Consider the following 23,784-nt stretch of genomic DNA (forward strand, 5'->3'; position numbering starts at 1 on the left):
CCGGTGGGGCGACCGCCGGTGACAACCGACCCGGCCGGGGTCAGGTCTCGGCGCCGTCGACGGTGACCACGACCCGGGAGCCGTCGTCGCGGCTGCCGCCCGCGACGGCGCGCAGCCCCGCGACGCGGGAGGACTCGGGCAGCGGGTCGGGGTAGTGCCAGAACACGTCGGCCAGCCGGGTCCCGCCGGGCAGGTCGGCGTGCTCGTAGTGCGCCTCGCCCTTGTAGGGGCAGCGTGTCCGGAGGTCGCTCGGCGAGGTCGGGACGGCGAGGTCGGCGGCGGGGAGGTACCAGCGGTTCGGCAGCCCGGTCTCCGACAGTACCCACGGGCGTCGCGAGCGGGCCAGGACCGTCTCCACCCCGTCGGTCGCGACGTGGGTGACGACGACCTCGCGGTGGGTCGGACGGACGTCGACCCGGGTGTAGGGATCGGTGAGGTGCGCGAAGACCTGCTCGTCCTCGTCGTACCAGGCGTCGGCGGCGTTCCAGTACAGCGCGGCGAGCCCGCGCAGCCAGGGCGCGGCCGCGACGGGCTCCGGGTAGTGCCAGACCGCGTTCTCCGCGGTGCGGTCGCCGACGACCAGCGAGCGGTAGGACGCGTCGCCCTTGAACGGGCAGTGCGTGGTGTGGTCGGTCGCGACCAGCACGTCCTGGTCGAGATCGGCCTCGGGGACGTAGAGCACGGGCAGCAGGTTCGACTCGTGCAGCAGGAACCCGCCACGGGTGTCGAGCACGGTGCGCCCGGCGAACTCCGCCCGCACCCGCCTCGGGAACGGGTGCATCAGCAGCTTGTGCGGCGGGCCCTCGATCGCGTAGTTCACCGTCGTCGGCGCGGAGGACGACAGCGGGCCGTCGGTGCGGGTCAGTCCCATGTGGCCTCACCTCGTGGGTGGTCGTGCGGGTCGGTACCCACACAACCACCCACGGGGCGAACCCGCCACGGGCTACAGCGAGAGCTGCACGTCGTAGTCGCCGATCCAGGTGTTGAGGTCGATGATCCGCTCCAGCTGCATCCGGCGGCCCATCGAGTTGGCCTCGTGCCCGCCGCCGGCGTCGAGCCGTCGCCGGACGGCCGCGCGGTCCACCAGCGGCGCGACGGGGGCGTCGTCGCCGTGCGAGAGGATCTCGGCGACCTGCTCGCGCAGCGACTTCTCGTAGCCGTCGTCCTGGGTGGAGGGGTACGGGCTCTTGACCCGCTGCACCACCGACTCCGGCAGCAGGTCGGAGGTGGCGTGGCGCAGCAGCGACTTCTCGCGGCCGTCGAAGGTCTTGTGCGCCCACGAGGTGCCGAAGACGTACTCGACGAGGCGGTGGTCGCAGAACGGCACCCGCACCTCGAGCCCGACCGCCATGCTCATCCGGTCCTTGCGGTCGAGCAGCACCGGCAGCCAGCGGGTCAGGTACAGGTAGCAGATCTCGCGCATCCGCCGCTCGTGCGGGTCGTCGGCGGCCGGGCCGGTCAGCTCGGGCACCTCGGACAGTGCCGTCCGGTACTGGTCCTCGACGTAGCCGGGCACGTCGAGCTTGGCCCACAGCGCGCCGTCGAACAGGCCGGGGTCGGCGGGGTCGTGGTTCATCATCCGCCCGGCGAGCCACGGGAAGGTGTCCGCGGCGACGGTCTCCGGGTCGTGGAAGTCGCGATAGCCGCCGAAGACCTCGTCGGCGGACTCCCCGGACAGCGCGACCGTGGACTCCTTGCGGATCGCGGAGAAGAGCAGGTAGAGCGAGGAGTCCATGTCGCCGATGCCGGCCGGCAGGTCGCGGGCGTGCACCGTGGCCCGGCGCACGGCGGGGTCCATCATGTCCTCGGTGCGCAGCACGATGTCGCGGTGGGAGGTGCCGACGTACTCGGCGACCTCGTGCACGTAGGGGGTGTCCGGGGTGCTGCGGGCGTCGTCGGCGACGAAGTTGTCGGCGTAGCCCACGAAGTCCACCGCGAACGACCGGACGGTGCCGTCCACGTGCTTCGCGGCCAGCGCGGTGAGCGCCGAGGAGTCCAGACCGCCCGACAGCAGGGTGCAGAGCGGCACGTCGGCGTAGAGCTGGCGCTGCGCGGTGTCCTCCAGCAGCTCGCGGACGTGGTGCACGGTGGTGTCGACGTCGTCGGTGTGCCCGGTGTCGGTGAGCTGCCAGTAGCGCTCCTCGCGGATCCCGCCGGCGCGGGAGACCCGGACGACGCGGTCGGGCGGGACCTCGCGCATGCCGCGGAAGACCGCGTTGGACATGTCGGAGACGAACGCCAGCGCTCGGCGCAGCCCCTCGGCGTCGACCACCCGCTCGGCCTCGGGGTTGGCCAGGATCGCCTTGGGCTCGGAGCCGAACAGCACCCCGTGCGGGGTGGGGTAGTAGTAGAGCGGCTTGATGCCCAGCCGGTCGCGCACCAGCACCAGTTCGCTCGTGCCGGAGTCCCACAGGGCGTAGGCGAACATGCCGTTGAGCCGCCGGGCGACCTCACGCGGGTCCTTCGCGCCCCACTCGCGGTGCGCCCGCAGCACGACCTCGGTGTCGCTGGAGGTACGGAACCGGTGCCCCGCCGCGGCGAGCTGCTCGCGCAGCTCACGGAAGTTGTAGGTCTCCCCGGAGTAGACCATGTGCAGGGCGGGTGCCCCGCCCTCGTCGAGGGTCATCGGCTGGCGGCCGCCCTCGATGTCGATGACCGCGAGCCTGCGGTGGCACAGCGCCGCGGGGCCCTGGGCCCACACACCCTGCTGGTCCGGTCCGCGGCAGGACATCGTGTCGTTCATCGCCGCGAGGGTGCGGGCGTGCTCGTCCGCCCCCAGGTCGTGTCGGTAGTCGATCCAGCCGCAGATTCCGCACACGGTTGAGCGCCTCCTCGATCTCGTGCCCGGACCACGTCGTCCGGCGGATCGATTGCAACGCTAATGATTGCGTAACGCAACACGGGCGAAACACACGGTGCGGGCTCTGTCCGGTGCTGGGTGGTTCGTCCCGCGATTTCGGCGACGCACGTCGCCGATCACACCCGTTCGGAGTAGCACTGTTGCGTGAAGGCGCACGAACCTTTCGATCCGCTTACGTGATTGCGATCGTCAATGTTGCGGCCCGCAACGTGTGTAGCATGCGAAACATGACCGAACGTCCGATTGGCCCGATTGACGACGACGCCACCGTGGCGACCGGCGGCGTCGCCACGGCGACGCAGGACCCGCTGCACTCGCTGGAGAAGCAGATCACGCTGCTGGTCCGCCGCACCATGGAGTCGGTGTGGTCCCACGGGTACGGCACGAACGACGCCGTGGACCGCTACACCTACCCGGTGCTCATGCTCCTCGACGACGAGGGCCCCCTCTCGCTGACCGCGCTCACCGGCAAGCTGGGGGTCTCCAAGCCCACCGCCAGCCGTCAGGTGTCCCGGCTGTCGCGGGCCGGCCTGGTCGACGTCTCCCCGCACGAGCGCGCCCCCCGCTCGGTCAGCGTCACCCTCACCCCGGCCGGGCTTGCGGCCCGCGAGCAGGTCCGCGAGGCCCGCCTGGCCCCGCTGCGCGAGGTCATCGCGCACTGGCCGACCCACGACCGCGACTCCCTCGCCGAGCTGCTCGACCGGTTCAACACCGACCTGGACCTCTTCGTGCGCTGACCCCGCTCCACCCGCCCCGGACGCACCCGGGCACCCGCTGCTCCGCCGGGCCCCGCCCGGGTGATGCGATAGTGGGCAGTCCGGGTGGCCGCACCCGGAGTGACTTCGGGGGTGAGGACGGGCGTGGACGCGCTGGTGGCGCTCGTCGCCGGAGTGCTGGACGGCATCCGCGGGCTCGGCGTGCCGGACGTGTGTCCGGGGGACTGGGCCTGGTCGGTCACCGCGCTCGGCGTGCTCACCGGGCTGCTGCCCACCGCGGGCGCGGCGCTGGTCGCGCTGCTGCGCCGCGGGATCGGCTCCGGGTCCTCCTCGGGCTACGGCTCGGCCGAGTCCGTGCTGCTGGCCGGGATCGGGGTGCTGGCGGCGGGTCTGCTCCCGCTGGCCGTGTTCGTCGGAGCGGGCGGGGTCTTCAGCCGCGCGACCGCGGGCGTGCCGGCCGTGCCCGGCCTGAGCCAGTCGGCGACGTCGTCGATCCGGGTCGAGACCTGCAGCGTCGTCGGGACGCAGAGCAGCTACCTGGGCCGGGGCACCGTGGCCGGGTCCATCGGCGGTGACGTCGTCACCTCGGTCACCTCGGTCGCCCTGCTCGGTGTCGTGCCGCTGCTCGCGACGGTGCTGGTCGCGGTCCAGGCGCGCACCGCACTGCGGCGCGGGCCGCGCTGGCCCGCCAAGTTCTTCTGGCTCCCGCTGTTCTCCTTGATCGTGCTGACCGGCGGGGTCCCGGCGGGCACCGCCGAGCACCTGTGGGTCGGTGTCCTCGCCGCCAGCCTGGTCGGGGTGCTGGTCGTCCCGCTGTTCCCGGTGCCGTCGCGGGCGAGGATCGAGCGGATCCGCGCCGGGCGCGACGTGCCGGCCCGACGTGCCGAGCCGTCCGCGGCGGGCCGCATCGGAACCGGGTCGTCCCGTGCCGGCCGTGGCGGCGGCGACGGGCTCGCCCCGCAGTCCGGCGCCGCCGCGACGCCCAGCGTCGCCGAGCGCCTCGCCCAGCGCTTCTCGGCCCGCGAGAACCCGGGCAGCCCCGGGACCGGCGGCGCCCGCGGGCCGTCGTCGGTCGAGCAGTCCGCCCCCTACGTCGGGTTCGCCGCCGCCCCCCGTCCGCCGGCCGGGTTCGGCGCACCGCCCCCCGTGGCCTATGCGCCCGGCCCGGCCGGGCGCCCGCCCGCCGGACCGCCGCCGTTCACCGGCCCGGCCGCCCACCCGGCGGCGGGTCCGCTGCGCGGCCCGGTGTCAGGAGCGGCCCGTGGCCCCGTCTCCGGTGCGGGACGGCCCCCGGCGGGTCCGTCGCGCCGGCCCACGCTCGTCGCGCCGGTGCCGGGCGGGCCGCCCCGTGCGCCCCGGTTCCGGCTGCTGCGCCGCCTCGGTGCCGGTGGCTTCGGCGGGGTCTGGCTGGCCCACGACGCGAAGCTCGGCCACACCGTCGCGGTCAAGTCCGCGCACGCCGCGGACCCCGAGACCGAGGAACGCATCCGGCGCGAGGCCGCCGCGCTCGGGGCGCTGCGCCACCCCTGCTGCGTGCAGATCCACGACCTGCTGCACGCCTCCTCCGACCCGGGCCTGCAGGGCATGGACGGCCTGGTCATCGTCATGCAGTACGTCGACGGCATGTCCCTGGGCCAGCTCGTCGGCGAGCAGGGCCCGGTCGACGACATCTCCGCGGCCCGCATCTGGACCGGCATCGCCGGGGCGCTGCACACCGCGCACCGCGCCGGGGTGCTGCACCGCGACATCAAGCCGGGCAACATCGTCGTCGACCCGCAGGGGCACCCGCACCTGATCGACTTCGGGATCGCGCGCAAGCAGGGTGACTCCACGCTGACCCAGACCGGCTACGTCCTGGGCACCCCGGACTACCTGGCGCCGGAGGCCGCGGCCGGCAAGCCCGCCTCGCCCGCCTCCGACGCCTGGCAGCTCGCCGCGGCGGTGTCGTTCGCGCTGAGCGGGCACCCGCCGCGCGGGGAGTCCGCCGACGCCGTCGCAGGGCTGCGGGCGGCCGCCGCCGGGGCCAAGCTGACCCACCTGCCGACCCGCACGGCACACCTGACGCTGCTCAAGCAGGCGATGCGCACCGAGCCGCACCGGCGTCCGGACCTGCCCACGGTGCAGGCCAAGCTCGACGGCTGGCTGCGTCGCCACGGGCACCGCACCGACGGCCCGGTCACCGCGATGCTGGAGTACCGCCGCGGCTGACCGCCGTCCGCTCGGGCCGCGCCGGGCCGCTCAGAGCCAGGCCTGGACGAACAGCCGCACCGCCAGGCCGAGTCCGGCGACCGCGATCGCGATCCGCACGAACCGGGCGGGCAGCCTGCGGGCGACGACCGGGCCGAGCCGCCCGCCGACGAGCAGGCCCAGCGCCAGCGGGGGCACCGCCGCCCACGCGACGTCGCCGAACACCGCGAATCCGACCGCGGCGACCGTGTTCGCGGCCCAGGTCAGCACGTTCTTCAGCGCGTTGGCCCGCAGCAGGGTCGCGCCCGGCAGCGACAGCGTGAGCGCCAGCATCATCACCCCGGCCGCCGCGCCGAAGTACCCGGCGTAGACGGCGACCCCGAACACCGCCAGCGCGACGCCCGGCCCGGGCGGACGGGGCTCGCCCGCCGCGGGCGGGCGCAGGAGGAGCAGGGCCGCGGCCGCGACGAGGAACGGCACGATCCGCTCGAAGCCGCCGGCGGGGGTGAGCAGCAGCAGCCCGGCCCCGGCCGCGCCGCCGAGCACCGCCGGGCCGAGCCAGCGCCGCAGCTGCGGCCCGGCGCCCCGCAGCTCCGGGCGGGACCCGGCGACCGCTCCGGCCCCCTGGAACAGCATGCAGACGGTGTTGGTGACGTTCGCCGTCGTCGGGGGCAGCCCGACGGCGAGCAGCGCGGGGTAGGAGAACAGCGAGGCGAGCCCGGCGACCGAGCCGATGAGGCCGGCCGCGACGCCGGCACCGAGGAGTGTGACCAGCTGCCACGGGGTCATGGGGTCACCGGCGGAGCATCTCGTTGTGGATGCACAGGACCCTACCCGCCGCCCCGTGAGGGGCACGACCACGCCACAATGGCGCCGATCGGCGCAGCGACCTGCGTCGGAACGGGGGATGGACGTGGGTCCGCGCGAGGCCGGGGTGGGTGTCGCCCTGCTGCTCCTGCTCGCGGGCTGCGGCGCCGCCGGCCCCGGCCCGCGCCCGGCCACCTCGTCACCCGCCGCTGCGGCTCCGGTCACTCCGGCCCCGGCAACTCCCGCCCCGGCCACCCCGGTCCCGACGAGCACCCTGGCCGGCCCGGCCGACGGCGGCCCGGCCGGGCCGTGCACCGGTGACACCCTCGACGTGTCCGCCACCGCGCCTCGCACCGACGGCCCGGCCGAGGTCTCCTACCTGGTGTTCCGCAACACCGGCGACGACGCGTGCGTGCTCGACGGCTACCCGGGGGTGGCGTTCGTGGCGGGCAACGAAGGGACCCGGGTCGGGCCACGGGCCGCGATCGACGGGCCCCGGGCGCGGGTACGGCTGGCTCCGGGCGCCGCCGCGACGGCGGCGCTGCGGGTGCGGGCGACCGGCTCGTACCCGGAGGCCGACTGCGTCCCGGAGCAGGCGCGCGGGCTGCGGGTCACCCCGCCCGGCGGCAGCGGTGGGAGGTTCGTGCCGCGCCCCGGCCCGGTGTGCTCCGCCGACCCGGCGCCGCCGCAGGCCACGGTGGGGTCGGTCGAGGCCCGGTAGGCCGCGGCCCTACCCGGCCCGATCGGGGAGACCGCGGCGCCGCCCACGGGGCGCGACCCGGCAGCTCCGGCGGGCGGCTCAGGCGGTGTCGGCGACGTGCAGGGCGAACCACAGCTCGGCCCGGACACCGGGGGAGTCGAGATCGCGCCCCAGCAGGGCCGCGGCCCGGGTGATGCGGGCCCGCAAGGTGTGGCGGTGCACCCCGAGCCGGGACGCGGCCGGGTCCCACTGCCCGTGCTGGGCCAGCCACTCCCGCAGTGACGCGACCAGGTCGCCGCGCCGCTCGGCGTCGTGCCGGACCAGCGGGGCCAGCACCGCGTCCGCGAAGGCGCCCGCGTCCTCGGGGCGCACCAGCGCGGCGAGCCCGCTGCCGGCGAGGTCGGCGAAGCGCAGCACCGTCCGGTCACGGCGCTCGGCGGCGTCGAGCGCCCGGCCCGCCTCGCGCAGCGCACGGCCCAGGTCACCGACCGGGGCCGGGGTGGACACACCGGCCCGGACCCCGCGCACCCGCCCGGCGACGTCGAGCACCGCGGGCACCGACCCCGCGCCGACGACCGCCGCCACCTGTCCGTCGAGCTCGGCGTGGAAGGCGACCCCGGGATCGCGTTCCAGGGCGTCGAGCAGCACGTCCGGCGGCGCACCGGTGGCCCGCCCGCCCAGCGCGACGGCGACCAGGTCCCCCGCGGGCAGCGGACCCCAGGTCTCGGCGAGCACGTCCTCGGCCCCGCAGCCGGGCAGCGTGGCCAGCGCGCGGAGCACCGCGGTCCGTACCCGGCGCTCGGCCCGCCCCGCCGCGGCGCTCCGGGCGTGGGCCAGGGTCAGCACCGACACCGCCGACCCGATGAGCTGCCGGTCGACCGGGGTGAAACGCCGGTCCCGCCCGACGACGAGCACCGCGGGCCCGATCAGCCGTACCGGCTGGAGCACGACCTGCCCGTCCCCGGCGGCGACGGTCACGCTGGACGGCCCGGGGTGCTCGCGCACCCGGTCGATCTCCGACCGCAGCAGCACCGCCCGCCGGGCCGCACCGGCGGGCGCGGACCGGCGGACCCGGCCGTCGGCCTCGGAGATCAGCGCCCAGGCGTCGAGGCGTTCGGTGAGCCGGTCCAGCACCCGGGCGGTGCCGGTGTCCGGGTCGTCCTCGCCCAGGGCGGCCGAGGTGAGCGCCCGCTGCGCCTCGTCGGTGCGGACCACCTCGGCGTAGCGGTCGGCGGCGCGCGCCTCGGCGACGGCCTTCGTGAGCGCCAGGAACGGGGTGCGCTCGGGGACCTCCAGCAGCGCCAGCCCGGCCCGCTCGCACGCCTCGCGCAGCGCGGGGAGCAGGTCGTCGTGCCCCAACCCGCAGCCGAACCCGAGCCCGGCGAGCCCGTGCGCGACGAGCCGTGCCACGTAGCCGGCCGGGTCGGGGGCGGGTCCGAGGCCGGTGGTCAGCAGCAGCTCGTCGCCGTCGAGGTAGGGCGTCGGATCGGACAGTTCGCTCGAATGCACCCATGTGAGCCGCCGATCCTGATCCGCGGACGGACACACGAGCCGCAGTCCGAGAGTGCGGCTCGCGCACAGCGTGCGCAGCGTCAGCGCCATCGAAATCCCTGCCGGAACGGTGTGTCGCGGACCTGGAACTGGACGGTTCGGACACTACCGCGTGCGGGTGTTCCCGATCACGATGTCCCGCACGGACCGCAGTCGTCGTCGGAAGGAGCGCTGTGACCGCCACGCAGGAGACGGGTACCGCTGCGGCACCGTGGGTGGGGGCCCGCATGCAGCGCAAGGAGGACCAGGCGCTGCTCACCGGCCGGGCCACCTGGACCGACGACATCGCGCCACCCGGGACCCTGCACATGGTCGTCGTGCGCAGCCCGCTGCCGCACGCCCGGATCGTCGCGATCGACACCGCCGCCGCGGCCGCCGTCCCCGGGGTCCGCGCGGTGCTCACCGCCGCCGACGTCGACGACGAGTTCCTCGCCGGCATCCCGTGCGGCTGGCCGGTCACCGAGGACATCCGCATCCCGGACCACCGCCCGCTCGCCCGCGACGAGGTCAACCACGTCGGCGACGGCGTCGCTGTCGTGCTCGCCACCAGCGCCGCGGCCGCCCGCGACGGAGCCGACCTCGTCGACGTCGAGTACGCCGAGCTGCCCGCCGTGGTCGACATGGCCGAGGCCCTCGCCGACGGCGCCCCCGTCGTCCACGAGGAGATGGGCACCAACCACTGCTACACCTGGCCGCTGGCCACCGGCGACGTCGACGCCGCGTTCGCCGACGCCGAGGTCGTCGTGTCCGGGCGCTACCTGCAGCAGCGTGTGATCCCCTCGCCGATGGAGCCGCGCGCGGTGGTCTGCGTGCCGGACCAGGTCGGCGCCGGGTTCACCGTCTACACCGCCACCCAGGTACCGCACTTCGTCCGCGACATCCTCGCCGCGGTCACTGGCATCCCCGACACCCGCATCCGGGTCGTCGCCCCGGACGTCGGCGGCGGCTTCGGCGCCAAGCTCAACGTCTACGCCGAGGAGTTCCTCGCCCTCGTGCTCGCCCGCCGGCTGCGCGCCCCGGTGAAGTGGACCGAGACCCGCTCGGAGCACCACCAGGCCACCACGCACGGCCGCGGCCAGATCCAGGACGTCTCGGTCGCCGCCACCCGCGACGGCAGGATCCTCGGGATGAAGGTCGAGCTGCTCGCCGACATGGGCGCCTACCTGCAGCTGCTCACCCCCGGGATCGCCGTGTTCGGCGCGTTCACCTTCTGCGGCCTCTACGACTTCGGGCACTACTCCTTCACCGCGAAGGGCGTGTTCACCAACCTCACCCCGACCGACGCCTACCGCGGTGCCGGCCGCTCCGAGGCCGCCTACGGCCACGAGCGGATCATGGACGACCTCGCCCGCGAGCTCGGCATGGACGCCGCCGAGGTGCGGCTGCGCAACCTGCACCCGAAGTTCCTCGAGCCGCGCACCGTCCCCTCGGGCGTGCAGTACGACTCCGGGGACTACGAGACCTGCATGCGCCGGGCCATGGAGCTGGTCGGCTACGACGCCCTGCGCGCCGAGCAGGCCCGCCGCCGCGAGTCCGGCGACCCGGTGCAGCTCGGGATCGGGTTCGGCAACTTCACCGAGTCCGGCGGGCTGTCGCCGTCGAAGGTCGCGGCCGGGGTCCGGCTGCGGTCCGGCGGCTGGGAGCAGGCGACGGTCCGGATGACGACCAGCGGCAAGGTCGAGGTCGTCACCGGCACCTCCCCGCACGGGCAGGGCCACGAGACGGCCTGGTCGCAGATCGTCGCCGACCGCCTCGGCGTGCACCCCGATGACGTCGAGGTCCTGCACGGCGACACCCTCGTCGCCCCGTTCGGTCGCGACACCTACGGCTCGCGCAGCCTCGCCGTCGGCGGCACCGCGGTGCACCTGGCCGCCGGCAAGGTCCTGGACAAGGCGATGCAGATCGCCGCGCACCTGCTGGAGGCCGACGAGTCCGACCTCGAGTTCACCGGGGGCCGGTTCTCGGTCGCGGGCACGGCCGGGCCGTCGGTGACCATCCAGGAGGTCGCGGGCGCCGCGTCGCTGGCCAACGACCTGCCCGAGGGCATGGAGCCGAACCTGACCGCGGACTCGGCCTTCGACCCGCCGAACTTCACCTGGCCGTTCGGGACCCACGTCTGCGTCACCGAGGTCGACACCGAGACCGGGTTCACCCGGATCCGCCGCTACGTCGCCGTCGACGACTGCGGGGTCGTGGTGAACCCCACGATCGTCGAGGGTCAGCTGCACGGCGGCATCGCCCAGGGCATCGGGCAGGCCCTCTACGAGCACGCCACCTTCGACGACGCCGGCAACCCGACGGCGGCCAACCTGGCGTCCTACGCCGTGCCCGCCGCGACCGACCTGCCGCACTTGGAGCTGGAGCAGCTGGTCACCCCGTCGCCCACGAACCCGATGGGGGTCAAGGGGATCGGCGAGTCCGGCGCGATCGGGTCCTCGCCCGCCGTGGTGAACGCGGTGATCGACGCCGTCGCCCACCTCGGGGTGACCCACGTGGACATGCCCGCGACACCACAGGCCGTCTGGCGGGCGATCACGCAGGCCTCCGGCCACACTGCCTGAGACCAGGGGAGGGAGACCGGCACATGGTGGACATCAACTGCGACATGGGCGAGTCGTACTCGATCTACCACTGCGGCGACGACGAGGGCCTGATGCCCTGGGTGACCGTCGCCAACGTGGCCTGCGGCTTCCACGCCTCCGACCCGCGGGTCATGACCCGCACCGTCGCGCTGGCCAAGCGGCACGGGGTGAAGGTCGGGGCGCACCCGTCGCTGCCCGACCGGGAGGGCTTCGGCCGCCGTGAGATGAGGCTCGACCGCGAGGAGCTGACCGCGGGCGTGGTGTACCAGATCGGTGCGTTGGCGGGGTTCCTGCGTGCCCACGACATGGAGCTCAACCACGTCAAGGTGCACGGCTCGCTCTACGGCATGTCGGCCCGTGACCCGGAGGTGGCCGCCGCGATCGCCGACGCCGCCGACGTCTTCGGCGCCCCGCTCGTCGGCATGGTCGGCACCGCGCACGAGCAGGTGTGGGGCGACCGGCCGGCCGGCTTCGTCGCCGAGTACTACGCCGACCTCGACTACCGCGACGACGGCTCGCTGATCATCACCCGGGAGCACGAGGCGTTCGACCCGGTGCGTTCCGCGGAACGCGCCCTGCGCGCGGTCACCGAGGGGAAGGCGACCTCGGAGAACGGCAAGGAGTTCACCGTGCGCGCGGACTCGGTGTGCGTGCACTCCGACACCCCGAACGCCGTCGAGCTCGCCCGTGCCGTGCACGACGCGTTGAAACCCCACCTGAGCAGCTGAGAAGGAGTACCCGCAGTGCCCCGACACGAGGTCGTCTCCCCGATCCCCGGCGTGTTCTACCGCCGCCCCGACCCCGGCAGCCCGCCGTTCGCCGAGGACGGTGCCGCCGTCACCGACGACCAGGCGATCGGCCTGGTCGAGGTCATGAAGTCCTTCCACCAGATCCCGGCGGGCGCCACCGGCACCGTCGTCGAGTTCCTGGTCGGTGACGAGGACGAGGTGGACGCCGGCCAGCCCGTGGCGGTGGTGGAGACCGCATGAGGCTGCTCGTCGCGAACCGCGGCGAGATCGCCGTCCGGATCATCCGGGCAGCCCGGGACCTGGGCATCGGCACCGTCGCCGTGCACTCCAAGGCCGACGCCGACGCCCTGCACGTGCGCCTGGCCGACACCGCCGTCGCGATCGGGCCCTCGCCCGCGTCGAAGTCCTACCTGGTGGCCGACGCGATCCTCGCCGCGGCGAAGGAGACCGGCGCGGACGCGGTCCACCCCGGCTACGGGTTCCTGTCCGAGCGGGCGTCGTTCGCCGCCGCCGTCGCCGGTGCGGGCCTGACCTTCGTCGGCCCGGACGCGGCGACGATCGAGCGGATGGGTGACAAGGTCGCCGCCCGGGAGGTCGCCCGCGCCGCGGGGGTCCCGACCGTGCCCGGCACCCCCGGCGGGGTCGACGACGCCGACGCCGCGGTCGCCGCCGCCGAGGAGGTCGGCTACCCGGTGATGCTCAAGGCCGCCGCCGGCGGCGGGGGCCGGGGCATCCGGGTCGTCGCCGACGCCGAGGAGCTGCGCACCGCCTTCGGGCAGGCCTCGACCGAGGCGGAGAAGGCGTTCGGCGACGGCACCATGTACCTGGAGCGGTTCGTCGAGCGCGCCCGGCACGTCGAGGTGCAGGTCCTCGGCGACGGCCGGGACGCCGTCCACCTGTTCGAGCGGGAGTGCTCGCTGCAGCGCCGCAGGCAGAAGGTCGTCGAGGAGGCCGTGTCGCCGGGCATCACCGAGGCGACCCGGGACGCCATGACGGCCGCGGCGGTCGCCCTGTGCCGCGAGGTCGGCTACACCTCGGCCGGCACCGTGGAGTTCCTCGTCGACGACCGCACGGGCGAGTTCTTCTTCATCGAGATGAACACGCGCATCCAGGTCGAGCACCCCACCACCGAGCTCGTCACCGGCATCGACCTGGTCGCCGAGCAGCTGCGCGTCGCCGCGGGGGAGCCGCTGCGGTTCACCCAGGACGCCGTCGAACGGCGCGGGCACGCGATCGAGTTCCGGGTCTGCGCAGAGGACCCGGAGCGGGACTTCCTGCCCCAACCCGGCGGCGTCGGACGGGTCACGCTGCCGTCCGGGCCGTGGGTGCGCTGCGACACCTGGCTGGAGCCCGACGGGACCGTCCCGCCGTACTACGACTCGCTGCTGGCGAAGGTCGTGGTGTGGGGAGCCGCCCGGACCGAGGCGCTGGCCCGGTCCCGGCGCGCGCTCGACGAGTTCTCCGTCGCCGGGATCCCGACCACCGCCGGGCTGCTCCGCACCCTGGCGGGTGAGCCGTGGGTGGCCGACGCCGACTTCCACACCGGGACCCTCGAACAGTGGCTGGCCGAAGGGAAGGGGACCTCATGAGCGCCCGCTACAGCTGGGGCGGTGACGAGTTCGTGTTCGTCGAGCTGGCCGAGGACATGAGTTTGCAGGCCAACTTCAAGGCCGTCGCGATCACGAACCTGCTCCGCGAGGAGCGACCGGAGGGGATCCTGGAGATCTGTCCGGCGAACGCCTCCTACCAGGTGCGCTACGACCCCGACGTGCTCGACCCGCACGCGCTGCTCTCCCAGCTGAAGGAACTGGAGGCCCGGGTCGGCGACGCGCTCGGGGTCACCCTGGACTGCCGGGTCGTGGAGATCCCGGTGCTCTACCAGGACCCGTGGACGACCGAGACGCTGCTGCGGTTCCGGGACCGTCACCAGGACCCGGAGGCCACCGACATCGAGTACGCGGCCCGGATCAACGGCTACTCGGGTGTGGAGGAGTTCATCGCCGCGCACTCGGGCTCGCCGTGGTTCACCTCGATGGTCGGGTTCGTGGCCGGTCTGCCGTTCAAGTACCAGATGGTGCCCCGGGAGCGGCAGATCATCGTGCCGAAGTACCTGCGTCCGCGGACCGACACCCCGAAGCAGACGGTCGGCTACGGCGGCTGTTTCTCCTGCATCTACTCGGTGCGGGGGGCCGGTGGGTACCAGATGTTCGGGATCACCCCGGCCCCGATCTACGACCCGACTCAGACCAAGCCGGACTTCGCCGAGCACATGGTCTTCATGCGGCCCGGGGACATGGTCAAGTTCCGCGGGATCGACCGCGACGAGTACGACCAGCTGGAGGCGCAGGCCCAGGCGGGGGAGTACCGGATCACCGCCCGCCCGGTCGCGTTCGACCTGCAGCCCTTCCTCGACGACCCCGACGGCTACAACAAGCGCCTGCTGGAGGTGCTCGCGTGACACGCATCGAGGTCCGCAAGCCCGGTCTGTCGACCACCGTGCAGGACGGTGGCCGCTCCGGCTACTACCACCTGGGCATCCCGCCGTCGGGCGCGCTCGACCAGTACTCGCTGACCTGCGCCAACGCCCTCGTCGGGAACCCGGACGACGCCGCCGCCCTGGAGATCGTCTACATGGGCCCGGAGCTGGCGTTCACCGGGCCGGCGACGGTCGCGGTGGCCGGTGCGACGATCGCCCCGAAGGTCAACGGCGAAGCCCGTCCGGTGTGGGAGTCCTTCGACGTCGTCGAGGGCGACGTGCTGGCCTTCGACTACCTCAAGGCCGGCGCACGCGCCTACCTGGCGGTGTCCGGCGGGATCGACGTGCCCGAGAAGCTCGGCAGCCGCGCCACCTACGCCCTCGGCGCCCTGGGTGGGCTCGACGGCCGGCCGCTGGCCGAGGGCGACGTCCTGCCCGTCGGGACCGGAGCCGGCCGCGCGGGGCTCGTGGTGCCCGAGGACCTGCGCCCCACTCTCGCCAAGGACGTCGAGGTCCGGGTCGTGATGGGGCTCTACGACCACCGGCTGACCGACCGCGGCCGCGCCACCTTCCTCGACACCACGTGGACGCTGACCCCGGTCGCGGACCGGATCGGGTTCCGCTACACCGGCGGCGAGCTGGAGACCGTCGACCGGGAGCCGCCGTTCGGGGCGGGCCAGGACCCGTCGAACATCGTCGACTCGCCGTACCCGATCGGCTCCATCCAGGTCCCGGGCGGGGTCGAGCCGATCGTGCTGCACCGCGACGCGGTGTCCGGCGGCGGCTACATGATGGTGGCGACGGTGATCTCCGGGGACCTCGACGTCGTCGCCCAGTCGGCGCCGCGCACCCGCACCCGGTTCGTCGCGGTCGATCTGGAGACGGCGCTGTCGCTACGGGTCGAGCGGAAGGACCGGCTCGGGCGGATGCACAGCGCACTGGAGCGGTGACACCGCGACCGCTCACCCGTTCGGGCTGGCCCTGCGGCTCCGTCTGGTCCAGACTCGACGCTCGGTGACGCGGGGCGGTACCGGACGTGGGAGAGGACCGAGCGATGAGCGGCAGGCACCGGAGGACGGCGGGCGCCGGGCTGGTCAGGCGGGTCCTGGCCGTGACGGTCTCCGCGGTCGGCGCGGTCGCCCTCGCCGCGGCGGTCGTCGTCACCGTGACGCCGACCGAGCAGCCGGTCGCGGGGCAGGCGGAGCAGACCGATCCCGGCCCGGCCGCGCCGCTCGCCGCCGGTCCCACGGCGGAAGGCGGGGGCGCACCGGCGCGGCCGGCCGACCCGGCTCCGCTCGCGCAGGCACCGGCACGGGCGGCCGCCGACGCCGCGGCCGCCGCACACCCTGCCGCCGCACACCCCGCCGCCGCACCCGAGGCCTCCCCGCAGCCGGGCTTGTCCGGGGAGCAGGGATGGTCCGGGAGGCCCGGATCGTCGACCACGTCCGCCGGTGGGGCCGGTCCGACCCGGTCCGGCGGCGGCGGGGCACAGCGCGCTGTCGAGCCGCGCTCCACGACCGGTGGCGCAGCCGGTACCGGCCCGGCAGCCCCAGGCGGCGTGGCCGGTGGTGCGGCCGGTGACCGCACCGCGCCCGGTCCGCTCGCCGGCGAGCCCGGCGCGGGGACCACGCCGAACCCCGGCCGGGACGTCCCTCCGGCCGGCACGACGCCCTCCGACGTCACCTCCCCGTCCGACGACACCACACGTCCCGGCGACACCAGACCCGGCGACACCAGACCGGACGACCCGGCTCCGGTCGACGACACCGCACCCGGCGACCTCTCCGGACGGGACCGCGACACCGGGTTCTCCGCCCCGACCCGGCCGACACCCCCGCAGCCGCAGACCGTCACGCCCACCCCGCGCGGCGACGACCCGAACGGCGACGACCCGGCCGGCGGCGGTTCCTCCGGCGGCTCCCCGGGCGCGGTCACGCCGGCCGACCCGGGCACCGGCACCGCGGACGGGGCGCTGCTCCGCCTGCGGATCGCCGAGACCCCGCCCGTCGACGTCCGGGTGCCCGGCCCCGCCCTGTCGCTGCTCGGCGGCTGAGTCCGACCGGTCCGTCCGGGTGGCGCGAAGACCACCCCACCGGGACGCCACCCGCCCGCGACGCACCCGTTCGGTGCATGGCCGTTCCTCCGTCCGCCGGTCACCATCACCCCATGCGCACGGCGAGCGGCTCCACCCCGTGACCGGCCGGCACCGGCACCCCGGCTCGGCCGACCCGAGGAGCCCGGGCCCGGCCGCGGTCGGGCCCGCGGCGTGGCCGCACGCCGCGGCCCGCTCCCGGGGCGCGACGACACCCACCCACCCGCGCGAGGCGCCACGACCGGTCGAGGACCGGGACCGGCCGGCGCGGGGCCGCCGTCGGCTCCGCGTCACCCTGGCGGGGGTCGTCCCGGCGGTGCTGGTCGCCGCGGTCACCGTCGCCGGACTCCTCGGTACCGGGGTGCTCGGCGGGGTCGCCCCCGCGGACCAGCGGGTCGACGACCACGTCCCGGTGCCGACCTTCGCCGCCGGCCCGACCGCCGACGACGCCTCGTCGCTCCCCGTGCCGTCGCGCTGGTACGGCTCCGGCACCGGGGTCACGTCCACCACGGTGCCCACCGCGGTGCCCACCGGGACGCCCACCACGGTGCCGGTCGCGGCCCGCGAGACGCGCGCGGCCGCCGTCGCCGACGGGGCGGTACGGGCGGCGACGGCCCGCATCGCCGAGGAACGGCGGCTCGCCGACGAGCGCCGGGCCGCGGAGATCGCCGCGCAGGAGCGCCGTGCCGCCGAGCGGCGCGCGGAGGAGCAGCGGGCCCGGGAGCAGGCCGACGCACGCCGCCGCGCTGCCGTGCCGCCGACCGAGGCCCCCACGACCCCGCCTGCCCCGAGCACCGCCCCGGCCCCGCCGAGCAGCACCGGGCCCGACGAGTCCGGGAGCGCGGCCCCCGCGCCGACCGGTACCTCGGCCCCGGCACCGACCGGGGGCGCCCCGCGCACCGAGGCGTCGTGAGCCGTGTCGTCCGGTTCGTGACCGTGCCCCGCTGACACCCGGCACCGCTGGCACCCGACGGGGCGAGGGAGGTTTGAGCCCCTCCGGCTCCGGCTACCGACAGGGCAGGAGGCGATCACGATGAGCGGACGGCATCGACGTCCACGCACCACGCCCGGCCGCCTGGCCCTGTTCGGCACGGTCCCACTGGTCGGCGGCGCCGGCCTGGCCGCCGCCCTCGCCGGCGCCGACGGCACGGACCCGGCCCGGAACGTCACCCCCACTCCCACCGCCGCCGTCACGAACGGCGCGAACGGCGCGAACGGCGGAGCCACCGATGCGGCCGAGCCGGTCGCCGTCCCCGGACGCGGCGAGATCGTGCTGGACGCCGTCGGCGGTGCCCGCGACGCCGCCACCCGCGCAGCCGACGCACAGACCTCGGCCCGGGTCAGCACCGTGGCCGCCGAGCTCCGTGACCAGGCACGGGCGCGGGCCGAGGCGGCCCGCGCCGCCGGGGCCGCCGAGCTCGCCGCCTACCACCGTGACGAGGCGGCCCGTCAGGACCGGCTCGCGGATTCGTCGCGTCCGGTGCTCCTCGACGACCACACCGCCGACGGCGTCGGCAGCTCACCGCTCTGCCGTGCAGCGGACGTCGTCCGGCTCGGTCAGCTCACCGCCGCCGGGCCGGAGTGCGACGACGACCCGTGGATCGCCGGGCAGATCGACGACGCGATGCGCCGCGGCGGCGTCGACCGTTCCGTCGGCTGACCCGGATCTACGGCTCGAGCACCGTCAGCCCCAGCGCCGCGCAGATCGCGCTCGCCTGGGTGGGGGAGACGATCGCCCCGCGCAGCTCGCGGGGGGTGTCCGGGGTGACCTCGCCGAGGTCGCAGCTCCGTAGGTCGGCACCGTCGAGGCGGGTCGAACGCAGCACCGTGCCGCGCAGCCGGCACCGCTCGAACCGGACGTCGCGCAGGTCGGCGCCCGACAGGTCGGCCTCGGAGAGGTCGCAGTCGGCGACCCGCAGCCCGCGCATCGCGACGTCACGCACGTCCGCCAGCTGCAGCGAGCAGTCGTCCAGCACGAACGAGGCCGTCAGCCCCCGCAGACCGCGCAGGACCGTGCCGATCATCCGGCAGCCGGTGAACCGGGTGTCGCCGAGGGTCGCCCCGGCCAGCCGGGCCCCGGACAGGTCCACCCCGCTCAGCACGGCGTCGGTCAGGTCGGCCTCGCGCAGGTCGGCGCCCGCCAACGAGGTGCCGGAGATCCGTGCCCGGTCCAACCGCACACCGCGCAGGTCGGCGCCCGCGAGCGAGCCGCCCCGCAGGACCAGCCCGGCGAGGTCGGTCTCGCGCAGGTCGGCCTCGTCCAGGCGCGGCGCGTCCACCTCGCCACCGGCACGAGCCGCCGCGACGAGCTCGGCCTCCGTCGTCACCGCCACCACGGCGACAGCCTGGCAGGTCAGCGTGCGGTGGGGGCGTCCGGGCCCACCGGAAGGCACTGCACCGGGCGCGGGTGCTCCGGATCCAGGGCGTTGAACACATGCTGGAGAGCGACCGGGTCGAACGCGACGGCGCCGTGCTCGGCGAGGTCGGTCGGGCACCCGTCCTGCAGGACGATGTTGTGCGCCCCGTCCATCAGGCCCGAGGTGTAGGGGACGACCAGCTCGTCGTAGCGGGTGAGGATCATGGTGTAGTCGACGCCGTCGGCGCGCGGCCCGCCGTCGGAGTTCATCCGCTCCAGGAAGTCCGAGCCGCGCAGGAACTGCCGGCAGGACACGCACAGCGGGTCCAGGACGAGGCCGACGGCCGGGCCGAGGCCCAGCTGCTGGCCGGTGCGGTTGAGGAAGTCCAGGCCTGCGACGGTCGTGCCGTCCCACAGCGGGGTCATGCCGACGTAGCGCTCGACCTTGTCGGCACCGCCGAGGAACCGGACGTAGTAGTTCGGCATCAGCGAGCCTTCGGAGTGCCCGACGATGTCGACCTTCGCCGCTCCGGTGGCGCTGCGGACCCGGTCGACGAACGCGGCGAGCTCGGCGGCGCTGTCCTCCATCGGCGCCAGGCCTCCGACCTGGGTCAGCGGCGGCGGTGCGAGGGGGTTGCGGCCATAGGTCAGCGAGAACACGCAGTAGCCGCGCTCCGCCAACCGGGGGGCCATGTAGCTCCAGTTGTTGCCCTGGTTGGCCAGTAGGCCGTGCGTGAGCACGACCGGGTTCGGGTGCGCCGCTGACGGCCGGCAGTTCCAGTCGTTCGACCCGGGCGGGGGCGGGTCGAGCAGGTCGGTCAGCGAGGCGACCGGTGCGGGCTGTGGCGCCGCCTGGGCCGGGGGCACCAGCGCGAGGCCGACCGTGCAGACCGCCACCGCGATCGAGACGACCGCCGCCCACCTGCGCCGATCGATGCCCTGTCCAGTCACGAGCCGCCTCCTCGGGTGCCGTCGTCACCGGATCAACGACCACACCGAGGGGAGGTTGCTGACCGTCACCCGACAGGGCCGTCCGGGGGAGGAGCGGCTACTCCGTCCGATCCGGGTCGGCACGCCCGTTCGGCTCTGTGGCCGTGTCCTGCCGGGGGACCTGGTCCTGGCGCGGTCGTCCGCCGCGGCGCATGTTGCCGTTGGTGGTCCGCCGGGTCGGATCCACCAGGCGCTTCCACTTCGCCTGCGCCGCCTGGCGGCTCGACAGCTGGGCCTGCACGGCGTCGGCGACCTCCTTCCACGTCATGCCCCCGGCCCGCAGGGTGCGGATCAGGTCGCGCTCGTAGTAGTCGGCCAGCCGGCGCATCTCCTGCACCAGGGCGTACCAGGCGGCGGCCCCGTCGTGGGTGAGGACGCCGTCGGCGGCGCGCTCCTTCATCCCGTCCAGCTGCTGGGTGATCGACTCCCGGCGTTTCGCGATCGACGGATCGGCCCGTTCCAGCCAGCGCTGCGCTTCCTCGTACCTCATGAAGTCAATGGTTCATTGACGCGTACCTGAGGTCAACCGTTGGGCGACCCCGGCGTGTCGCCGGGGAACCGACGGCCACGGCGACACGGCCGCCCCGTCGGATCGGGGCCGGCCGTCGTGGTGGTGGAGGGAACCGCGGCCACGCCCGGCCGCACGGTCGGCGGGTCGCCGGGACACGGTCCGGGCCGGACGACAGGGGAGGGGCGGGCACGACCGGCGCCGGCACGGCGAGGCCACACCCGGGGTCACCGGACCCGGGTCCCCGGCGGGCGCCGCCGGGGAGGTTCTGTATCGCCCTGAGGTGCCCCGTACGGCTCCGTGCACGGCGTCGGGCGGGGGAGTCGCCCCGCCGAAGGACACGGGCGGAGCGCCCGAGCCGGCCGGGGTGGTCGCGACCTAGCGCGTGGACGGGGCGGTCACGGGACGAGCACGAGCTTGCCGCCGGTTCGGCGGGACAGGCTGAGCGAGGCCGCCTCCTGGACGCGGTCGAAGGTGTAGGTGCCGGCGACCGGCACGGCCAGGACGCCCTCGCCCGCGAGCCGGGCGATCCCGTCCATCCGGTCGTAGCGCATCGTGGTACTGGTCCGGACGCCCAGCTCGGATGCGGCGGCGAAGTCCGACACGGTGAGGACGCGGTCGGCGACCCCGGTCAGCTCGATCAGGGCCGGCAGCGAGCCGCCTGCCGGGCTGGGCCGGTCGGCGCGGTCTATCCGCCCCCCCGGTCGGCGTGGCGTCCAGCGCGCGGTCCACCGGTCCCCGGGCCAGCCGGCGGACGCGCGCGACCATTCCCTCCCCGTAGGGCGTGACCCGGGCACCGACCTGTTCCAGGGCGGCAGTCCGGGTCGGCCCGGCGGTGGCGATCACCCGCACACCCCGGTGCCGTGCGAGGCGCACGGCCGTCTCACCCACGGTGGTGCCCGCGCCGTGGACGAGTAGCAGCTCGCCCGGCCGGACACCGAGGTCGTCGAGCGCACGCCACGCGGTCTCGGCCGCCACCGGCAGCGCGGCGGCCTGCTCGGCGGTGACCCCCTCGGGAACGGGTGCCCAGGCCGGCATGAGCGCGTACTCGGCGGCGCCGGCCGTCGGACCGTCGAAGCAGGCCGGGCCGAACACACGGTCTCCGATGCGGACGTCGTGGACTCCCGGGCCGAGCGCATCGACGGTGCCCGCCACCTCCAGGCCGAGGCCACGGGGCAGAACCGGGAGGACGTCGGCGAGCAGACCGTCCGCCAGGTGCCAGTCGGCCGGTGTCAGCCCGCAGGCCTGCACGGAGATCCGGATGCGGCCGGGGCCCGGCTCGGGCCGGGCTACCTCCGCGAGCACGATCACGTTCGGGGAGCCGAACCTGTGGAACTGCAGAGCTCTCATGACGGTCCCCTCAGTGATGACAGCACCTGTTGTCGCCAACGGTAGCAGGCGACGACAGTGTCTGTTGTCGTATCCTGGCGGGTATGCCGCGCTGGGAATCCGACGCACAGGGCCGGCTCGAACGCGCGGCCCTGGACCTGTTCGAGACCCACGGGTTCGACCGCACCTCGGTCGCGCAGATCGCGGACGCCGCAGGCCTCAAGGAGCGCTCGTTCTACCGCTACTTCCCCGACAAGCGGGAGGTCCTCTTCGCCGGCGGGGAGATCGAGGCGCACCTCGTCGAGCAGGTGGAGGCGGCCGACCCCGGTCTGGCGCCGATCGACGTGCTCCTGTCCGCACTGGGGAGCGCCGAGGGCCTTCTCCGCCCGCGCGGGTACCTCCGGCGCCGCGGGAGGGTGATCGCGGCCAACCCGGCGCTGGCCGAGCGCGATCTGATCAAGCTCGCCGACATCGCGGAGGCACTGGCCCCGGCTCTCGAACGCCGGGGTGGCGACCCCGGTACGGCGCGCTTCCTCGTCGATGTGGTCCTGGCGATCCACCGGCGAGCCGTCTCCCGCTGGCTGGCCGAGGAGGACGCCACACTCGCCGAGCTCATGGCCGAGGCCACCGCCGAGCTGCGTACGGCGATGGCGGCACCGCCTCGGACGTCCCCCGGGCCGGCCGAGGACGGAGGTCCCGGATCGTCGTAACACCTCCGCTGCGGAGGAGCCGGCGCGATCCTCGACCACCGCCGGAGCCGGTCCACCGCCCGCTCGGCGGCGGGATCTCGGCCTCTGCCTCTCTATGTCAATGTAGCGTTGACACCTTCTGATGGTCATCCACACGACGACCACCGACCTGCCAGGACGACGCCCAGGGCAGGGAGGCGGTACTCGGGCCAGGAGAGACCGAGCCCGTGATGGGGCCGGGTGGACCCGAGCCGGTCGGCGGGGGAGCGGGGGCCGGCACCGGAGGCCCGTAGCGGTGCGCTCGGCGCGCCCGGTGGCCCGAGTGCCGCCGTGTGGTGCCGGACGGTCCAGGAGCCGTTCAGGACGCCCTGAACGGCGCTGTACGGGGCCCCGGGTTGCCGCCGGGTCGGTAGGAGCTTTGTCGTTGCCGCAGCCCCCGCGGCGCTCTCTCATCCCTCGCTACCGGCGGGATGCGCCGTGGGACAGACCGGTACGCCACAACGTCCGCCGGGCGCGAGGGGGAGCCGGCCCATCCAGACGTCGGTTGTCGTCCCGTGACGTGACCGAGTCCCGGTTGTCGGCTACGGCTCGGTCCACCGGACCAGGGCTCCTCCTCTGCAGGCAATGAATCATTGACGCGTTCTCATCGTCAGCGAAACAACGACACAGAACCCCCCTCGACCACCGAGCCCGCCGCTCGCCGGAGGAGCAGCGATCAGATCAGGGAGAGGCTGAACCCGTCGTGGGTCCGGGTGAACCCGAGCCGCTCGTAGAACCGGTGGGCGTCGGTCCGGGACCGGTCGGAGGTGAGCTGGACGAGCACCGCGCCACGACGGCGGGCCTCGTCGACGGCGTACCGGACCATGGTCGCCCCGAGGCCGTCGCCGCGCCGGGACGCGGCCACCCGGACGGCCTCGATCCGGGCCCGCAGCGCGCCCCGGCGGGCCAGCCCCGGGAGCAGCGTGAGCTGCAGGGTCCCGACCACCGTGCCCTCGTCGTCGGCGACCAGGAGCAGGTGCCGGGGGTCGCCGTCGACCTCGGCGAACGCGGCGAGGTAGGGAGCCAGGTCGTCCGGGGTCTCGCGAGCGGCGCCGAGCGGGTCGTCGGCCAGCAGCGCGACGACGGCGGGGACGTCACGGGCCGTGGCCCGGCGCAGGACGGGTGTGGGCACGGTGGGACCTCTCGACACGGA

General features: G+C 74.9%; 22 protein-coding genes and 1 pseudogene. 13 read left to right on the forward strand and 10 right to left on the reverse strand.

All coding sequences use genetic code 11. The features are described 5' to 3' along the window. Positions 1-40: 40 nt before the first annotated feature. Together KPL59_RS27015 and asnB are read right to left on the reverse strand one after the other, a co-directional pair. Entirely contained in the window at positions 41-871 is an 831-nt protein-coding gene (locus KPL59_RS27015) for a DUF427 domain-containing protein (protein WP_075333430.1), read from the reverse strand. A gap of 72 nt (positions 872-943) precedes the next feature. Then, complete coding sequence (gene asnB, locus KPL59_RS27020) at positions 944-2,818, reverse strand: asparagine synthase (glutamine-hydrolyzing) (protein WP_226362432.1); 1,875 nt, start codon at positions 2,816-2,818, stop codon at positions 944-946. 269 nt (positions 2,819-3,087) lie between these two features. On the opposite strand from asnB, the gene KPL59_RS27025 reads away from it, so the two are divergent. Further along, positions 3,088-3,597, forward strand: coding sequence for a MarR family winged helix-turn-helix transcriptional regulator (locus KPL59_RS27025; protein WP_226362433.1), 510 nt, complete (start codon positions 3,088-3,090; stop codon positions 3,595-3,597). Between the two features lie 123 nt (positions 3,598-3,720). Further along, entirely contained in the window at positions 3,721-5,784 is a 2,064-nt protein-coding gene (locus KPL59_RS27030) for a serine/threonine-protein kinase (protein ID WP_226362434.1), read from the forward strand. Positions 5,785-5,814: 30 nt separating this feature from the next. On the opposite strand, the gene KPL59_RS27035 is transcribed toward KPL59_RS27030, so the two are convergent. Next, positions 5,815-6,552 carry a sulfite exporter TauE/SafE family protein gene (locus tag KPL59_RS27035; RefSeq protein WP_075306381.1) on the reverse strand — a complete coding sequence of 246 codons (738 nt, stop codon included), beginning with the start codon at positions 6,550-6,552 and terminating at the stop codon, positions 5,815-5,817. A 118-nt stretch (positions 6,553-6,670) separates the two neighbouring features. On the opposite strand from KPL59_RS27035, the gene KPL59_RS27040 reads away from it, so the two are divergent. After that, positions 6,671-7,291 (forward strand): DUF4232 domain-containing protein, encoded by a 621-nt coding sequence (locus tag KPL59_RS27040; RefSeq protein ID WP_226362435.1) that lies wholly within the window; start codon positions 6,671-6,673, stop codon positions 7,289-7,291. Between the two features lie 78 nt (positions 7,292-7,369). Here KPL59_RS27040 and KPL59_RS27045 read toward each other — a convergent pair whose 3' ends face one another. Further along, on the reverse strand, positions 7,370-8,872 hold the full coding sequence (locus KPL59_RS27045; protein ID WP_226362436.1) for a PucR family transcriptional regulator: 1,503 nt from the start codon (positions 8,870-8,872) through the stop codon (positions 7,370-7,372). 122 nt (positions 8,873-8,994) lie between these two features. Here KPL59_RS27045 and KPL59_RS27050 point away from each other — a divergent pair, with 122 nt between their 5' ends. From KPL59_RS27050 to KPL59_RS27090, 9 genes are all read left to right on the forward strand, one after another. Continuing rightward, a complete protein-coding gene (locus KPL59_RS27050; RefSeq protein WP_226362437.1) occupies positions 8,995-11,382 on the forward strand; it encodes a xanthine dehydrogenase family protein molybdopterin-binding subunit in 2,388 nt (795 codons plus the stop codon). Between the two features lie 23 nt (positions 11,383-11,405). After that, on the forward strand, positions 11,406-12,131 hold the full coding sequence (pxpA, locus tag KPL59_RS27055) for a 5-oxoprolinase subunit PxpA (protein WP_226353323.1): 726 nt from the start codon (positions 11,406-11,408) through the stop codon (positions 12,129-12,131). Positions 12,132-12,146: 15 nt separating this feature from the next. Beyond that, complete coding sequence (locus KPL59_RS27060) at positions 12,147-12,392, forward strand: acetyl-CoA carboxylase (protein ID WP_020625095.1); 246 nt, start codon at positions 12,147-12,149, stop codon at positions 12,390-12,392. Further along, positions 12,389-13,741 carry an acetyl/propionyl/methylcrotonyl-CoA carboxylase subunit alpha gene (locus tag KPL59_RS27065; protein WP_226362438.1) on the forward strand — a complete coding sequence of 451 codons (1,353 nt, stop codon included), beginning with the start codon at positions 12,389-12,391 and terminating at the stop codon, positions 13,739-13,741. The genes KPL59_RS27060 and KPL59_RS27065 overlap by 4 nt, the downstream gene beginning before the upstream one ends. Next, positions 13,738-14,610, forward strand: coding sequence for an allophanate hydrolase subunit 1 (locus KPL59_RS27070; RefSeq protein WP_226362439.1), 873 nt, complete (start codon positions 13,738-13,740; stop codon positions 14,608-14,610). The genes KPL59_RS27065 and KPL59_RS27070 overlap by 4 nt, the downstream gene beginning before the upstream one ends. After that, positions 14,607-15,578, forward strand: coding sequence for a biotin-dependent carboxyltransferase family protein (locus tag KPL59_RS27075; RefSeq protein ID WP_226362440.1), 972 nt, complete (start codon positions 14,607-14,609; stop codon positions 15,576-15,578). Before KPL59_RS27070 ends, KPL59_RS27075 begins: the two co-directional genes overlap by 4 nt. A 104-nt stretch (positions 15,579-15,682) precedes the next feature. Continuing rightward, entirely contained in the window at positions 15,683-16,681 is a 999-nt protein-coding gene (locus tag KPL59_RS27080; protein WP_226353327.1) for a hypothetical protein, read from the forward strand. 139 nt (positions 16,682-16,820) lie between these two features. Further along, positions 16,821-17,633: a hypothetical protein gene (locus KPL59_RS27085; protein WP_226362441.1), complete on the forward strand. Its 813-nt coding sequence runs from the start codon at positions 16,821-16,823 to the stop codon at positions 17,631-17,633. A 120-nt stretch (positions 17,634-17,753) separates the two neighbouring features. Beyond that, complete coding sequence (locus tag KPL59_RS27090; RefSeq protein ID WP_226362442.1) at positions 17,754-18,380, forward strand: hypothetical protein; 627 nt, start codon at positions 17,754-17,756, stop codon at positions 18,378-18,380. A gap of 7 nt (positions 18,381-18,387) precedes the next feature. Here KPL59_RS27090 and KPL59_RS27095 read toward each other — a convergent pair whose 3' ends face one another. From KPL59_RS27095 to KPL59_RS37845, 5 genes and pseudogenes are all read right to left on the reverse strand, one after another. After that, the gene (locus KPL59_RS27095; RefSeq protein ID WP_226362443.1) at positions 18,388-19,056 is read right to left on the reverse strand and encodes a pentapeptide repeat-containing protein; all 669 of its coding nucleotides are present in this window, start codon (positions 19,054-19,056) and stop codon (positions 18,388-18,390) included. Between the two features lie 17 nt (positions 19,057-19,073). Then, positions 19,074-20,027 (reverse strand): triacylglycerol lipase, encoded by a 954-nt coding sequence (locus KPL59_RS27100; protein WP_226362444.1) that lies wholly within the window; start codon positions 20,025-20,027, stop codon positions 19,074-19,076. Between the two features lie 97 nt (positions 20,028-20,124). Beyond that, positions 20,125-20,556 carry a hypothetical protein gene (locus tag KPL59_RS27105; RefSeq protein ID WP_226353332.1) on the reverse strand — a complete coding sequence of 144 codons (432 nt, stop codon included), beginning with the start codon at positions 20,554-20,556 and terminating at the stop codon, positions 20,125-20,127. Positions 20,557-20,972: 416 nt separating this feature from the next. Continuing rightward, positions 20,973-21,179 carry a zinc-binding dehydrogenase gene (locus KPL59_RS27110; RefSeq protein ID WP_226362445.1) on the reverse strand — a complete coding sequence of 69 codons (207 nt, stop codon included), beginning with the start codon at positions 21,177-21,179 and terminating at the stop codon, positions 20,973-20,975. A gap of 484 nt (positions 21,180-21,663) precedes the next feature. Continuing rightward, a pseudogene (locus KPL59_RS37845) lies at positions 21,664-21,924 on the reverse strand (alcohol dehydrogenase catalytic domain-containing protein); the annotation flags it as partial. Positions 21,925-22,007: 83 nt separating this feature from the next. Here KPL59_RS37845 and KPL59_RS27120 point away from each other — a divergent pair. Continuing rightward, entirely contained in the window at positions 22,008-22,613 is a 606-nt protein-coding gene (locus tag KPL59_RS27120; RefSeq protein WP_226362446.1) for a TetR family transcriptional regulator, read from the forward strand. A 694-nt stretch (positions 22,614-23,307) separates the two neighbouring features. Here the strand turns inward: KPL59_RS27120 and KPL59_RS27125 are convergent. Beyond that, entirely contained in the window at positions 23,308-23,763 is a 456-nt protein-coding gene (locus KPL59_RS27125) for a GNAT family N-acetyltransferase (protein ID WP_226362447.1), read from the reverse strand. Positions 23,764-23,784 lie beyond the last annotated feature (21 nt).

The sequence above is a fragment of the Pseudonocardia sp. ICBG1142 genome (assembly GCF_020496255.1).
Taxonomy (GTDB): Bacteria; Actinomycetota; Actinomycetes; order Mycobacteriales; family Pseudonocardiaceae; genus Pseudonocardia.